This window comes from Sphingopyxis alaskensis RB2256, assembly GCF_000013985.1.
GTDB lineage: Bacteria > Pseudomonadota > Alphaproteobacteria > Sphingomonadales > Sphingomonadaceae > Sphingopyxis > Sphingopyxis alaskensis.
In genome coordinates this window covers 836151-850256 of sequence record NC_008048.1, presented here as the reverse complement: position 1 = coordinate 850256, position 14106 = coordinate 836151, and the positions used below count along the sequence as shown (strand labels likewise).

Here is a 14106-nt window from a genome sequence, read left to right as displayed (position 1 = left end):
CTCAGCCCAGTGCCTTTTTCAGCAGCTCGTTGACGACCTGCGGGTTTGCCTTGCCCTGCATCGCCTTCATCGTCTGCCCGACGAAGAAGCCGAACAGGGCTTCCTTGCCGCCCTTATACTGCTCGACCTTGTCGGCATTGGCGGCGAGAACCTTGGCGATCTCGGCTTCGATTGCGCCCGTGTCGCTCGTCTGCTTGAGGCCCTCACGATCGACGATCGCCGCGGCGCCGTCGCCGCTTTCGAGCATCTTTTCGAATACCTGTTTCGCAATCGTCCCCGAAATCGTGCCATCGGCGACGAGGCCGAGCAATTCGGCGGCCTGCGCCGGACTGACTGGCGAATCCGAAATGTCGCGACCGAGCCGGTTCAAGGCGCCGAACAGCTCGCTCGTCACCCAGTTCGCCGCCGCGACGGGCTTTGCGCCGGCTTCGAGCAGCGCGTCGAACCAGCGCGCCGCCTCGACCTCGGCGGTCAGCACATCGGCGTTATAGGCGCTGATCCCCGCCGCCAGATAACGCGCGCGCTTGGCGTCGGGCAATTCAGGCAGGCTCGCGCGGCATTCTTCGAGAAAGGCGTCGTCGAGTTCGAGCGGCAACAGGTCGGGATCGGGGAAGTAGCGATAGTCATGCGCGTCTTCCTTCGACCGCATCGACCGCGTCTCGCCCCGGTCGGGATCGTAGAGGCGCGTTTCCTGCACCACCTCGCCGCCGCTCTCGATCAGCGCGACCTGCCGCTTCGCCTCGCCCTCGATCACCGCCATCACGAAGCGCACCGAATTGACGTTCTTCGTCTCGGTGCGCGTGCCGAACGCCTCGCCGGGCCGCCGCACGCTGACGTTGACGTCGGCGCGCATCGAGCCTTCTTCCATATTGCCGTCGCACGAGCCGACATAGCGCAGGATCGAGCGCAGCTTGCGCACATAGGCGCCGGCTTCGGCGGGCGAGCGCATGTCGGGTTTCGACACGATCTCCATCAACGCGACCCCGCTGCGGTTCAAATCGACATAGGACATCGTCGGATGCTGGTCGTGCATCAGCTTCCCCGCATCCTGTTCGACATGGATACGCTCGATCCCGATCACCTTGTCGGCGGGAATCCCGGCCTTTTCATCGGCGGCGATCGTCAGCGAACCTTCGCCGACCAGCGGATGATAAAGCTGCGAAATCTGATAGCCCTGCGGCAGGTCGGCATAGAAATAATTCTTGCGGTCGAACCGCGACCAGCGATTGATCTGCGCCTCGATCGCCATCCCCGTGCGCACCGCCTGGCGGATGCACTCGCGGTTCGGCACCGGCAGCATCCCCGGCATCGCAGCGTCGACCAGCGACACCTGCGTGTTCGGCTCGGCGCCAAACGCCGTCGCGGCGCCCGAAAACAGCTTGGCGTTGGTCGTGATCTGGGCGTGGACCTCGAGGCCAATCACGACCTCCCACTCGCCGGTTTCGCCCTGCACTCGATAATCACTCATCATCCGCATCCTTTGTGCGTTCCCGCGAAAGCGGGAACCCAGAGTGGGGCAGCGCTAGGCCGCCCTGGGCTCCTGCGTTCGCAGGAGCACACCACCAAATCACCACCACTTCTCCGCCCGCGCCGTGAACCCGGCGCGCTCTTCAATCGCCAGCCCGGCGTTCAGCACCCCCTGCTCGTCGAACGGCTTGCCGATGATCTGCAAACCCAGCGGCAGCCCTTCGCGGTTCAGCGCCGCGGGGACCGACATCGCGGGCAGCCCCGCGAGGCTCGCGGGCACCGCGAACACGTCGTTCAAATACATCGCCAGCGGATCGGCCATCTTCTCGCCCAGCCCGAACGCCGCCGACGGCGCGGTCGGCGCGAGGATCACGTCGCACGAGCCAAAAGCCGCCTCGAAATCGCGCGCGATCAGCGTCCGCACCTTCTGCGCCTGCGTATAATAGGCGTCGTAGAAGCCCGCCGACAGAACATAGGTGCCGATCATGATGCGGCGCTTGACCTCCGCCCCGAAGCCCTCGGCGCGCGTCGCGGCGTACATGTCCTGCAACCCCGCGCCCTGCGGCAGATCGCGGAGGCCATAGCGCACGCCGTCATAGCGCGCGAGGTTCGACGACGCCTCGGCGGGCGCGATGATATAATAGGCGGGCAGCGCATATTTGGTATGCGGCAGGCTGATCTCGACGACCGCGGCCTCCGCATCCTTCAGCATCGCGATCCCGGCGTCCCACATCGCGTCGATGTCGGGGTCGATACCCTCCAGCCGATATTCCCTGGGAATACCAACCGTCTTGCCCCTCAAATCGCTCGACAAGGCCGCTTCCCAATTCGGCACCGGCAGATCGAGGCTGGTCGCGTCCTTCGGATCGAAGCCCGCCATATTTTCGAGCATGATCGCGCAGTCGCGCACCGTCCGCGCCATCGGCCCCGCCTGGTCGAGCGAGCTGGCGAACGCCACGATGCCCCAGCGCGAACAGCGGCCATAGGTCGGCTTGATCCCTGAAATGCCGGTGAAGGCCGCGGGCTGGCGGATCGACCCGCCGGTGTCGGTCCCCGTCGCCGCGGGGCACAGCCGCGCCGCGATCGCCGCCGACGAGCCGCCCGACGAGCCGCCCGGCGCGAGCGCGGCATTGCCGCCGTCGTTGCGCCGCCACGGGCTGATGACGTTGCCGAAATAGCTCGTCTCGTTCGACGACCCCATCGCGAACTGGTCGAGGTTGAGCTTGCCCAGCATCCCCGCGCCCGCGTCCCACAATTTCTGGCTGACGGTCGATTCATAGCGCGGCACGAAGCCTTCGAGCATGTGGCTCGCGGCCGTCGTCTGCACGCCGTTGGTGCAGAACAGGTCCTTCATGCCGATCGGCACGCCCGACAGCGGTTTCAGCGTCCCCGCCGCGCGGTCGGCATCGGCCGCCTTCGCGGCTTCGATCGCAAGATCGGGCGTCTCGACGATAAACGCATTGAGCGCCTTCGCCGCTGCGACATTGGCGTTGAACGCCTCGGCCACTTCAACGGCGGAAAAATCGCCCGCGCGGTGCCCGTCGCGGATCTGCGCGACGGTCAAATTGGTCAGCTCGGTCATTATTCGATCACTTTCGGCACGCCGAAAAAGCCGTGCATCGCCGCCGGCGCATTGGCGAGAATATCGTCGCGGCGGTTGCCGCCGGTCAGCGGGTCGGCGTCGACGACATCGTCGCGCAGGCGGAGCGTGTTCGGGATCACCGCGGTCATCGGTTCGACCCCGCTCACATCCACCTCGCCGAGTTGTTCGACCCAGCCCAGAATGCCGTTCAATTCGCCTTCCATCGCGGCGGCTTCGGCATCGCTGATCGCGATGCGCGCCAGCGACGCGATTTTCCTCACTGTTGCCTGATCGATTGCCATTGATTCCTGCCTTTGCGGGAGAAGAGGCGCCGCTAGCACCGCGCCCCGCCCGCTTCAAGCGGCGGCTAGTCGAAACCGGGCGATTGCGGCACGCCATCGACCGTTATGCGGCGCTGCTCGACCGTCTCGATCGCGATTCGCGCCTTCGACAGGTCCACGGCCCGTTTCTGATCGCCCGCCGCCAGGGCGGGATCGCCGATCACCCACTGACCCGCCGCATTCTGCGTAACGAAATCGAGGCGCATCGCTTCACCGGGTTCATTCTGCCCCAGCACGGCAATCCGCCGGTCGTCGATCCACACCGCGGCGCAGGCCCTGGTCCGGCTGCACATATGGCTTTGCGCGATGCGATCGAGTGCTTCGGGCGACAGCGAACGCCCATCGGGGATGACGCGCAGCCGCTCGGCCAGTGGCGGCAGCGGCAGCGCGCCGCGCGGTCCCGCCAGATCCCAGCGATTCTTCGCCGCCAGCGCCGCCTTCGCCGCGTCGGCACGCGCCCCGTCGGGCGAGCGCGCGAGTTCCGTCAGCGCCGCGCGCCCGGCGGGCCCGAAATCGAACGCCATCGCCGCCCAGTCAAACTGTTCCGCCGACACCGCCCCCGATTTCAGCCGCGCGAGCTGGTCGCGCGTCGAAATCGCCCCGAAATCGACGATCGGCAACGCGAGGAACAGCGCGAGCAGCATCAGCGCGATCGCCAGCTTCTGCTGCAAGGGCCGCAGCCAGTCGTCGAAATCGCGCCGGCCGCGCACCACCGCCCACAGCCCGGCAAGCCCATAGGCGAGCGCAATCATCGCCGCGATCACGCCCCAGATGCGTCCGGGCGTCCAGCCGTACTGGATGACGCGCAGGTGCATCGAATAAAAGGCAATCGCTGCGAGCGGCAGCACCGCAACGGCGAGCACCGGCGCCGCCCAGCGCAACGCGGGGCTCGTCGCGCGGTCGTCGCTGCCGTTGCCGATCACCGCATTGGCGAGCAGCACCGCGAAGGCCGCGACCGCCATCATCACCGCCGCGGTCGAAAAGCCCGAATCCCACAGCTTCTGCAACCCCGTCCCGGCGAGCGACAGCAGGAACAGCACGAGCGCGACCGCGAGCACCGGCGCGAGCACCGCGAGTACGATCATCACCAGCCGCTGCAAGGTCGAAACCAGCTTGTCGCGCTCGCGCAACAAGCCGACCGCGCCCCCGAACGCCGCGCCCGCGAGCATCCAGCCGAACCATTCGTCGTTCAAAAGGTCGAAGATCAGGTTGATCCCGATGAGCTTGAACATCTGCCCGATCAGAACGGTGAGCAGAAAGGTGATGCCGACGAACGCAACGCCCGCCGCGCCGATCACCGCATCGGTCCATGCATGGCTGTGCAGCCGGTCATAGGGCATCGTCCACAGCGTCCAGAAGCGCCAGTCGGGTGCGACGTCGCGCCGCGTCTGGAACAGCGGCGTCGCGACGAGCACCGCGAGCACCCCCGACCAGAAGGGCCATTCGACCGCATTGCCCTGTAAATTATAGGCCGCGGTTTGCCACGCGATCAGCCCCAGGATCGCGCCCCAGCCCAGCGCAAAGCCGAGCGCCCAGTGCCAGCGCCTGAGTTCAACCCCCAGCACGAACACCAATGTCGCCACTGCGACCGCGGTCGCCAGCGCGCTGCGCCATGGCTCCAGCGCGTAGGGATAATCATGATCGACCAGCAGGTGAAAGATCAGCCCTGCCGCGGCGCAGATCGCCGCCATGATCCACGGCCGCAGCGGCCACGGCGGGTCGCTGCCGTCGAGGCGCGCGGAAGGGCGCGGCGAATCGGGAACGGGCGGGCTTGCAGGCGCATCGGTCATGCCCCACATCTACGTTGGAAAATCGTCATGCTGAAACAGATTCGGGGTGACGAGATATTTGAAGGGCCTGTCTGGACCGGCTAGAGACCCGCAAATCTCCCCCTCCCATGGAGCCCCCCTTGGCCCGCAAGTTTCTCTACCTCGTCGCCGCGATCATCCTCCTCATCCTCGCGATGGGGATCGTGTACCAGCTCTTCCCCGGCTGGCTCGCGCGCACCGCCTTCGTCCCCAGCAGCGAGTTCGAGCCGCAGGCCGCGGTCGCCCCGAACGCCTATGACGATCCCGCAATGTGGTTCGCGCGGCCGGGGATGGAGAAAAATCCCGCGGCCTGGCGCCCCGCCGCCGACGGCAGCGAAACGCCGGGCGACGCGCCCGGAAACAAGGCGGCCGATCCGCTGATCGCGCGCGCCAAGGCCGCCGAGACCCCCGCCGAACCCCCCTTCCCCAGGGGCGACGCCGCGGTCTTTTTCGTCCATCCGACCAGCTATTACAGCCGGTCGAGCTGGAACGCCCCGCTCAGCGACCGCGATTCGGACCACCGCGCCAATCTGTTCGTGCAGGGCATGGCGAGCGCCTTTGCCGACGCGGGCGAAATCTGGGCGCCGCGCTATCGCCAGGCGACGCTCGGCGCCTTTCTCGCGACCGACCGCGTCACCGCGGGCAAGGCGATCGATTCGGCCTATCGCGATGTCGAGGAAGCGTTCGACGCCTTCCTCGCCGCGCAGCCGAAGGACAAGCCGATCATCCTCGCGGGGCACAGCCAGGGGGCGCTCCACCTGACCACCCTGCTCCGCACGAAGATCGCGGGAACGCCGCTCGCAAGGCGCATCGTCGCCGCGTACATCATCGGCTGGCCGGTCAGCCTCGACACCGACATCGCCGCGCTCGGCCTCCCCGCGTGCCAGACCCCCGATCAAAAGGGCTGTATCGTCAGCTGGGTCAGCTTCGCCGATCCCGCCGACCCCGCAATGGTCACCGACGCCTATGACGGGACGATCGGCTTCGACGGCCGCCCGCGTGCGAATACACGGATGCTCTGCACCAATCCGCTCACCGGCATCCCCGACACCGCCGCGCCGCCCGAAGCCAATCTCGGCACGCTGAAACCGACCGAAGGGTTCAAGTCGGGATCGCTGATCGCGGGCCGCATCGGCGCGACCTGCGACGACACGCGCGGCTTGCTGATGATCGGCGACGCCGATGTCGCCAAAAATTACGTCGTCGCGGGCTATGTGCTGCCCGGCAATAATTATCATGTCTATGACATCACCCTGTTCTGGGCCAATGTCCGCGCCGACGCGCTGCGCCGCCTCGCGGCCTATGAAGGCAAGCCGTCGCCGGTGCCGCCCGCCGCGGCGCCGTTGCCTGCACCTTCACCCGCATCTGCCGACGCCGCGACCTGAGCCTGCCGCGCCGCGCAAAGCTGGCTTTCGCGCGGGCAAAGCTTCTATCCCTTCCCCCGTCCCCGCAAAATCGTTAGGGCGCGCGCATGATCCTCGTCATCGACAATTATGACAGCTTCACCTTCAATCTCGTTCATTATCTGATCGAGCTGGGGGCCGAGGTGCGCGTCGAGCGCAACGATGCGCTCACCGCGGCGCAGGCGCTCGCAACCGGCGCCGATGCGATCCTCATCTCGCCCGGCCCCTGCACGCCGAACGAAGCGGGGATCAGCCTCGACCTTGTCGCCGCCTGTGCCGATGCGGAACGACCGCTGCTCGGCGTCTGCCTCGGTCATCAGGCGATCGGCCAGCATTTCGGCGGCACGGTGCAGCGCGGCCATCTGATGCACGGCAAGACCTCGCCCGTCTGCCACGACGGCAGCGGGCTTTACGCGGGCCTCCCTTCGCCCTTTCAGGCGACGCGCTATCACAGCCTGGAGGTCGTCGACATTCCGCCCAGCCTGATCATCAACGCGACGAGCGACGATGGCGCGGTGATGGGCTTCCGCCATGCCGAACTGCCGATCCATGGTGTCCAGTTCCACCCCGAAAGCATCGCGACCGAGCATGGCCATGCGATGCTCGCCAATTTCCTCCGTATCGCCGGGATTCCCGTGCGCGAACGGCAAGCGGCATGAGCCGGTTCGGGCCATTTCCCGACCCTTCGGCGCTGCTCGACCATGACGAGGCGGCGCACGCCTTCGCAACGATGCTCGATGGCGGTGCGCGCGACGAACAGATCGCCGCGTTTCTGGTCGCGCTCGCCGACCGCGGCGAAACGATGGTCGAAATCGCCGCCGCGGCACAGGCGATGCGCGATCGGCTGATCCCCATCGAGGCGCCGGCGGGCGCGATCGACGTGTGCGGCACCGGCGGCGACGGACACCACACGCTCAACGTCTCGACGGCGGTGTCGATCGTCGTCGCGGCGTGCGACGTGCCGGTCGCAAAGCACGGCAATCGCGCGGCTTCGTCGAAATCGGGCGCCGCCGACACGCTGGAGGCGCTTGGCCTCGACATGGAGCGCGCCGATCGTCAGGCGCAGGAACAGCTCGCCGACCTCGGCATCTGTTTCCTCTTCGCCGGGACGCGCCACCCTGCGATGAAGCGCATCATGCCGATCCGCAAGGCGATCGGGCGGCGGACGATCTTCAACCTGATGGGGCCGCTCGCCAATCCCGCGCGCGTCACCCGCCAGCTTGTCGGCATCGCGCGCCCCGCCTATGTGCCCGTCTATGCCGAGGCGCTGCACCGGCTCGGCACCGATCATTCGCGCGTCATTTCGGGCGACGAGGGGCTCGACGAACTCTCGCTCGCGGGCGGCAACGAGGTCGCGGTGGTGACCCCCGACGGCGTGCGGATGCAGCGCAGCAGCGCCGCCGACGCCGGGCTGCCGACGCGCTCGCTCGCCGAAATCCGCGGCGGCGATGCGGCGTTCAACGCCCGCGCGCTGCGCCGCCTGCTCGAAGGCGAAACCGGCGCGTACCGTGACGCGGTACTCTACAACGCCGCCGCGGCGCTGATCGTCGCGGGCGCGGTCGACACGCTGACGGAGGGGGTCGAGGAAGCCGCCGAAGCGATCGACAAGGGCCTCGCCAACGCGCTGCTCAACTGCTGGATCGCGTATAAATGAGCGGGTTTTTGACATCGTCATTGCGAGGAGCCGAAGGCGACGCGGCAATCTCCAGCTTTCGTCCATCAAAATCGCTAGCTGGAGGTTGCTTCGCTACGCTCGCAATGACGATAATTTTGAGCCCGAAATGAACAAACTCACCCAGATCCTCGCCACCAAGGCGACCGAAGTCGCCGAACGCCGCGCCCTGCGCTCGCTCGCCGACCTTGATGCGATCGACGCCGGGCCGGTGCGCGGCTTTGCCGCCGCCGTGCAGGCGAAAATCGACGCCGGCGGCTATGGCCTGATCGCCGAAATCAAGAAAGCATCGCCATCCAAGGGATTGATTCGCAAAGATTTCAACCCCGCCGATCATGCGCGCGCCTATGCCGCGGGCGGCGCCGCCTGCCTGTCGGTGCTCACCGACGCGCCCTGGTTTCAGGGGCATGAGGATTATCTGGTCGCCGCGCGCGCCGCCTGCGCGCTGCCCGTGCTGCGCAAGGATTTCATGATCGACCCGTGGCAGGTGGCCGAGGCGCGGTCGATCGGCGCCGACGCGATCCTCATCATCGTCGCGGCGCTCGACGACGGCGCGATGCGCGAGATTGAAGCGGCGGCAATCGAGCGCGGCATGGACGTGCTGGTCGAGGTCCATGACGAAGCCGAACTGGACCGCGCGCTCACGCAGCTGCAATCGCGCCTGATCGGCGTCAACAACCGCGACCTTCGCACCTTCGAAACCGACCTTGGCGTCACCGAACGGCTGGCCAAACTTGTCCCCGCGGATACGCTCCTCGTCGGCGAAAGTGGCATCGCAACCCACGCCGACTGCCAGCGCCTCGCCGACAGCGGCGTCCGGGCCTTCCTCGTCGGCGAAAGCCTGATGCGTCAGGCCGACGTCACGGCGGTAACAAGGGCGCTGCTCGAAGGCTGAGGCCCGCTTTGGAGTGGGGCGCGGCCATGAAGCCCTCTCCCCTTCAGGGGAGAGGGTTGGGAGAGGGGGACCATCCAAACCCCTCTCAACTCCGGCTAGCCAGCAAGCTGGCAAGCCTGCGTATCTCTCCCCTGAAGGGGAGAGAGCCACTATGTCCGCTTCCGGCCGGTTTCAGACCTTCCCCACTTTCCGTTCGTGTCGAGCGAAGTCGAGACACCCATCGACACCAGGCCATGTCGAGGGGCATCTCGACTTCGCTCGATGCGAACGGATTTTATATGCTGTCATGTCCGCAACCGGCCGTTCCCCGACAATTCCTCCTCCTGTCCCCCCTTGCCTTTCGCTCGCCGCCTTGCTTCGCTGGCGCGATGACGCTCAAACCGACTCATCTCGACGACAGCGGCGCCGCACATATGGTCGATGTCGGCGCCAAGCCCGCGACCCAGCGCCGCGCCGTCGCCGCCGGGCGCATCACGATGACCGCGGCGGCGCTCGACGCGATCCGCAGCGGCAACGCGCCCAAGGGCGACGTGCTGTCGACCGCGCGCATCGCGGGGATCATGGCGGCAAAGCGCACCGCCGACCTTATTCCGCTTTGCCACCCGCTCGCGCTCACCAGCGTGACCGTCGATTTCGCGTGGCAGACCGATGGTATCGCCGTGACCGCGACCGCCGCGACCAGCGGGCCGACCGGCGTGGAGATGGAGGCGTTCACCGCCGCATCGGTCGCGCTGCTCACCCTTTACGACATGGCGAAGGCGCTCGACCGTACAATGGTGATCGGCGACATCCGCCTGCTCGAAAAAAGCGGCGGCCGTTCGGGCGACTGGCGCGCCGCATGAGCGCACTGCTCCCCGTCGAGGAGGCGCAGGCGCGCCTGCTCGCGCTGCGCGCGCCGCTGGGACGCGAGACGGTCGCGCTCGCCGACGCGCATGGCCGCTATCTCGCCGCCGATGTCCTGGCGGAGCGCGACCAGCCCGCGGCGCCGCTGTCGGCGATGGACGGCTATGCGATCCGCTTCGACGACCTGCCCGGCCCATGGACGGTGACCGGCGAGGTTGCGGCAGGCAGCGCTCCCGACCGCGCCGTCGGCGCGGGCGAGGCGCAGCGCATCTTCACCGGCGCGGTCGTTCCGCCCGGCGCCGATACGGTGATCGTGCAGGAGGATGTTGCGCGCGAGGGCGACCGGCTGACCCTGACCGGCGACGGGCCGGACAGCCGCGGCCGCCACATCCGCGCGCGCGCCGCCGATTTCGCCGCCGGCGACGCGCTGCTCGCGGCGGGTTCGCGATTGACACCCGGCGCCATCGCCACCGCCGCGATGAGCGGCGCGGGCGCGCTTTCCGTCGCTATCCGCCCGCGCGTCGCGATCCTCACCACCGGCGACGAACTGGTCGCGCCGGGTCGCGCGCCCGGCCCCGGTCAGATCCCCGACAGCAACGGCGTGATGCTCGCCGCCATGCTCGCGGGCGAGGCCGCCGCGCCCGTGCAGCCGCGCCACATCCGCGACGACCGCGCGACGCTCGCAAAGATTCTGAAGGAGCTGGCGCGGAGTCACGACGTCATCGTCACCGTCGGCGGCGCGTCGGTCGGCGATCACGACCATGTCCGCGGCGCGCTGGGTGACGCGGGCGGGCGGCTCGATTTCTGGAGGATCGCGATGAAGCCCGGCAAGCCGCTGATCGCCGGCACGCTCGGCGACGCGATCCTGCTCGGCCTGCCCGGCAATCCCTCGTCGGCCTTCGTCACCGCGACGCTCTTCCTCCTCCCGCTCGTCCGCCACCTCGCGGGTGCGCGCGCGCCGTTGCCGCCGGTACAGCGCGCGCCGCTCGCCGCACCGCTCGACGCCGGCGGCACGCGCCGCGACTATCTGCGCGCGCGGGTCGAGCGGGGCGTGCTGACCCCGCTCGTCGGACAGGAAAGCGGCCGCACCCTCCCCCTCGCCGCCGCCAATGCGCTGCTCATCCGCGACATCGGCGCCCCCGCGCGCGATGCCGGCGACGCGGCGGACTATATCGCCATCGCTTGACAAGTTCCGCTTTGTTCCACTATCGTTCCCGCTATGTCCGGCCTGACGCTCCAGGCCTTCATGGAGAACGACCGATGTTGACCGCGAAGCAGCATGAACTGCTCCACTTCATCCAGCAGCGCCTCGACGCCAGCGGCATCTCGCCGTCGTTCGAGGAGATGAAGGAAGCGCTGGGCCTCAAGTCGAAATCGGGCATCCATCGGCTGATAAGTGCTTTGGAAGAAAGGGGTTTTCTCCGCCGCCTGCCCAACCGCGCGCGCGCGCTGGAGGTGCTCAAGCTGCCCGATACCGCGAAGTCCGTCGTGACCAACAATCGCGACAATGTCGTCCAGCTGCGCAAGGCGCCGTCGGCGCTCAAGCCGATCGCCGCGAACGACATTATCGAAGTGCCGCTGCACGGCAGGATCGCCGCGGGCGTCCCGATCGAGGCGTTCGAGGATCATGAGCAACTCGCCGTTCCCGCCGCGCTGCTCGGTTCGGGCGAACATTATGCGCTCGAAGTGTCGGGCGACTCGATGGTCGAGGCGGGGATTTTCGACGGCGATTATGCGCTGATCCAGAAAGCGGACACCGCGCGCGAGGGCGACATCGTCGTCGCGCTCGTCGACGGGCAGGATGCGACGCTCAAATTCTTTCGGCGCGAAGGCAAGATGATCCGGCTCGACCCTGCAAACAGCGCCTATGAACCGCAACGCTACCCGGCCGAGCGCGTCATCGTCCAGGGGCGTCTGTCGGGACTGCTTCGTCGTTACCACTGACCTGCTGCGGGCGACGCCACGGATGCTCGGCACCGGACTTTAGCGTGGCGACGGCTTTGGGCCGTTCGCCAAGATAGAGCGCGAGCCCGCCGGTTTCGGCCAGGCTATCGCGCTCGATCGTGAGCCAGCGGCCGGCGCATTCGCGCGGCAGCCAGCGGTCGCTGATCACGACATCGGCGGCGGCGCACGCCGCGGCCATATCCGCCCCCTCGATCCGGTCGCGCCCGCGCGACGCCAGAATGACGCGCCGCGCCGCGCCTGCACCTTGGACCCAGCGGCAGAAATCGCGGTTGCACTCGACATGATCGAGATCGGCGAGCGTGCCCAGCGGGGCGTCGATTCCTGCCGCTTCGGCCATGCTGTCGCGGACATAATCGCCCGCGCGATCGCGGAGCAGCGCATAGGTGCCGTCGGGCAGGGGCACAGCGATGTGCCGCCCGTCGCCGGTGACGAGCAGGTCGGGGCGCGGCTGCGCCAGCAGCACGGCAGCGCCCGCCGCGAGCGGGATCATCCCCCAGCGGCGCCAGCGTGTTTGCCAGAGCAGGATCCAGAGCCCGCCGAAAAGCGTCAAGCCAAAGCCCCACGGCGGAAAGCTGGGCAGCGTCGTCACCGCGCCGGGCGCGCCTGCGACGCTGTGCGCGAGCGCGATCAGCAGCCGCAGCGCCTGTTCGGCGACCCACCAGAAGGGCGCGCCGAGCCCGACGCTGTCGAACAGCAGCGCGAGCGCCTCGGCGGGCATGACGACAAAGGTCGTGAGCGGGATCGCGATGACATTGGCGAGTGCGCCATAAAGGCCCGCCTTGTGGAAATGGAACAGCGCGATCGGCGTGAGCGCGACTTCGACGACCAGGCCCGTCGCAAGCAGGCCCGCGATGCCGCGCCCCAGCCGGAAGGCCCAGGATTCGTCGCGGCGTGCGAGAAACGCCTGCATCGCCGGACTTTCGTGGAGCGCCACGATTGCGGTCACCGCGGCGAAGCTCAGCTGGAAACTCGGCCCCGCGAGCGCCTCGGGCCGCCACATGAGCACGATGAGCGCGCCCGCCGCGACAAGCCGCAGGGTCAGCGCCTCGCGCCCCATCAGGAAGGCGATAAGCACGAGCAGCGCGGCGATGAACGAACGCAAGGTCGGCACCTCGGCCCCGGCGAGCAAGGTATAGCCCCCGCCCGCGAGCGCCGCTGCCGCCGCGGCGAGCGGAAGGACGAGGCCCGCGAGCGCGAGCCGCGGGCTCAGCGCGAGCAGACGCATCGTCAGCAGCATGGCAAAACCGACGACCGCGGTGACGTGCAGCCCGCTGATCGACAGCAGGTGCGCGAGCCCGCTCCGCCGCATCGCCTCTTCGTCGGCTTCGGAAATCGCGCCGCGGTCGCCCGTGACCAGCGCCGCCGCGATGCCGCCCGCCGAACCATCGACCTGGCGGTGGATATGTGCGCTCAGCCGCGCGCGCAGCGGTGGCGCGGCGCTCCCCCGTCCCGGCGCGCGCACGACACCGCCGAGCACGGTGCCGACCGCGCCGATGCCGTCGAACCAGGCGCGCTGTGCAAAATCATAGCCGCCGGGCAGGCTCGCGGTCGGCGGCGGCATCAGCCGCGCCCGCACCCCGATCGCCTCGCCCGCCACCAGATCGCCCGCCTGCTCGGTCCGCAGGGTCAGCCGGATGCGCGGCGGCAGGTCGGCGCGCGCGCTTGGCCGGGCGAGGATGCGCACCTGGCCCCTGGCGGGCCGCGGTTCGACGCGCTCGACAATGGCGGAAAATTGGGTCACGACCGGCTGGGCGAGCACCGGCGCCGCGACCCACAGCGCGCGGCCCCAGATCAGCAGCATCCCCACCGCCATTACGCCGCAGCCGACCGCAAGCGACCGCCCCGTGCGGGTGCCCCAGCCGATCAGCAGCCCGCCGAGCACCCCTGCGGCAAGCAGGAGCAAAAGGCCGATCCAGTGCGCCTTTGCCGGCAGCGCGAGCCACGCGGCGATGCCCGCGCCCAGCGCGACGGGGAGCCACAGGCCGATGCGTTCGCGCTCCGCCTCCAGCCGCGCCTCAAGCGCCGCGGCGAGCCGCGTCCACCTGCCCACGCGATCAGGTGCAATGGGCGTTTGAAGCGGACTTGTCGCCATGCTAGGGGCACCCCCGATCCCGCCCGACCGGGCGGCAA

At 68.4% G+C, this 14106-nt stretch carries 12 protein-coding genes; 7 read left to right on the top strand and 5 right to left on the bottom strand.

The window, feature by feature from the left end; translation table 11 throughout:
* Nucleotide 1: 1 nt before the first annotated feature.
* From gatB to SALA_RS04220, 4 genes are all read right to left on the bottom strand, one after another.
* The gene (gene gatB, locus SALA_RS04235) at nt 2–1468 is read right to left on the bottom strand and encodes an Asp-tRNA(Asn)/Glu-tRNA(Gln) amidotransferase subunit GatB (protein ID WP_153802632.1); all 1467 of its coding nucleotides are present in this window, start codon (nt 1466–1468) and stop codon (nt 2–4) included.
* Nucleotides 1469–1567: 99 nt separating this feature from the next.
* Nucleotides 1568–3049, bottom strand: a complete 1482-nt coding sequence (gatA, locus tag SALA_RS04230) for an Asp-tRNA(Asn)/Glu-tRNA(Gln) amidotransferase subunit GatA (protein ID WP_011541149.1) — start codon at nt 3047–3049, stop codon at nt 1568–1570.
* A complete protein-coding gene (gene gatC / locus SALA_RS04225; protein ID WP_011541148.1) occupies nt 3049–3351 on the bottom strand; it encodes an Asp-tRNA(Asn)/Glu-tRNA(Gln) amidotransferase subunit GatC in 303 nt (100 codons plus the stop codon). Before gatC ends, gatA begins: the two co-directional genes overlap by 1 nt.
* Nucleotides 3352–3416: 65 nt before the next feature.
* Nucleotides 3417–5180 carry a DUF4153 domain-containing protein gene (locus tag SALA_RS04220; protein ID WP_153802631.1) on the bottom strand — a complete coding sequence of 588 codons (1764 nt, stop codon included), beginning with the start codon at nt 5178–5180 and terminating at the stop codon, nt 3417–3419.
* A gap of 119 nt (nt 5181–5299) precedes the next feature.
* On the opposite strand from SALA_RS04220, the gene SALA_RS04215 reads away from it, so the two are divergent.
* From SALA_RS04215 to lexA, 7 genes are all read left to right on the top strand, one after another.
* Complete coding sequence (locus tag SALA_RS04215; RefSeq protein ID WP_011541146.1) at nt 5300–6583, top strand: DUF3089 domain-containing protein; 1284 nt, start codon at nt 5300–5302, stop codon at nt 6581–6583.
* Between the two features lie 86 nt (nt 6584–6669).
* The gene (locus SALA_RS04210; RefSeq protein WP_011541145.1) at nt 6670–7260 is read left to right on the top strand and encodes an anthranilate synthase component II; all 591 of its coding nucleotides are present in this window, start codon (nt 6670–6672) and stop codon (nt 7258–7260) included.
* Nucleotides 7257–8255: an anthranilate phosphoribosyltransferase gene (gene trpD / locus SALA_RS04205; protein WP_011541144.1), complete on the top strand. Its 999-nt coding sequence runs from the start codon at nt 7257–7259 to the stop codon at nt 8253–8255. The genes SALA_RS04210 and trpD overlap by 4 nt, the downstream gene beginning before the upstream one ends.
* A 127-nt stretch (nt 8256–8382) precedes the next feature.
* Nucleotides 8383–9168 (top strand): indole-3-glycerol phosphate synthase TrpC, encoded by a 786-nt coding sequence (trpC, locus tag SALA_RS04200; protein WP_011541143.1) that lies wholly within the window; start codon nt 8383–8385, stop codon nt 9166–9168.
* 368 nt (nt 9169–9536) lie between these two features.
* Nucleotides 9537–10010, top strand: coding sequence for a cyclic pyranopterin monophosphate synthase MoaC (gene moaC, locus SALA_RS04195; RefSeq protein WP_041383081.1), 474 nt, complete (start codon nt 9537–9539; stop codon nt 10008–10010).
* A complete protein-coding gene (gene glp, locus SALA_RS04190; RefSeq protein ID WP_011541141.1) occupies nt 10007–11197 on the top strand; it encodes a molybdopterin molybdotransferase MoeA in 1191 nt (396 codons plus the stop codon). Before moaC ends, glp begins: the two co-directional genes overlap by 4 nt.
* Before the next feature lie 74 nt (nt 11198–11271).
* Entirely contained in the window at nt 11272–11955 is a 684-nt protein-coding gene (gene lexA, locus SALA_RS04185) for a transcriptional repressor LexA (RefSeq protein WP_011541140.1), read from the top strand.
* Here the strand turns inward: lexA and SALA_RS04180 are convergent.
* The gene (locus SALA_RS04180; protein WP_011541139.1) at nt 11909–14068 is read right to left on the bottom strand and encodes a ComEC/Rec2 family competence protein; all 2160 of its coding nucleotides are present in this window, start codon (nt 14066–14068) and stop codon (nt 11909–11911) included. The genes lexA and SALA_RS04180 overlap by 47 nt on opposite strands.
* Nucleotides 14069–14106 lie beyond the last annotated feature (38 nt).

Bases quoted from the DNA above. Each gene is read 5' to 3' on its own strand.
- gatB (WP_153802632.1), bottom strand. From the start codon at position 1,468: ATGAGTGATTATCGAGTGCAGGGCGAAACCGGCGAGTGGGAGGTCGTG.
- trpD (WP_011541144.1), top strand. From the start codon at position 7,257: ATGAGCCGGTTCGGGCCATTTCCCGACCCTTCGGCGCTGCTCGACCAT.
- SALA_RS04180 (WP_011541139.1), bottom strand. From the start codon at position 14,068: ATGGCGACAAGTCCGCTTCAAACGCCCATTGCACCTGATCGCGTGGGC.
- lexA (WP_011541140.1), top strand. From the start codon at position 11,272: ATGTTGACCGCGAAGCAGCATGAACTGCTCCACTTCATCCAGCAGCGC.
- gatA (WP_011541149.1), bottom strand. From the start codon at position 3,049: ATGACCGAGCTGACCAATTTGACCGTCGCGCAGATCCGCGACGGGCAC.
- SALA_RS04210 (WP_011541145.1), top strand. From the start codon at position 6,670: ATGATCCTCGTCATCGACAATTATGACAGCTTCACCTTCAATCTCGTT.
- SALA_RS04220 (WP_153802631.1), bottom strand. From the start codon at position 5,180: ATGACCGATGCGCCTGCAAGCCCGCCCGTTCCCGATTCGCCGCGCCCT.
- glp (WP_011541141.1), top strand. From the start codon at position 10,007: ATGAGCGCACTGCTCCCCGTCGAGGAGGCGCAGGCGCGCCTGCTCGCG.
- trpC (WP_011541143.1), top strand. From the start codon at position 8,383: ATGAACAAACTCACCCAGATCCTCGCCACCAAGGCGACCGAAGTCGCC.
- moaC (WP_041383081.1), top strand. From the start codon at position 9,537: ATGACGCTCAAACCGACTCATCTCGACGACAGCGGCGCCGCACATATG.
- gatC (WP_011541148.1), bottom strand. From the start codon at position 3,351: ATGGCAATCGATCAGGCAACAGTGAGGAAAATCGCGTCGCTGGCGCGC.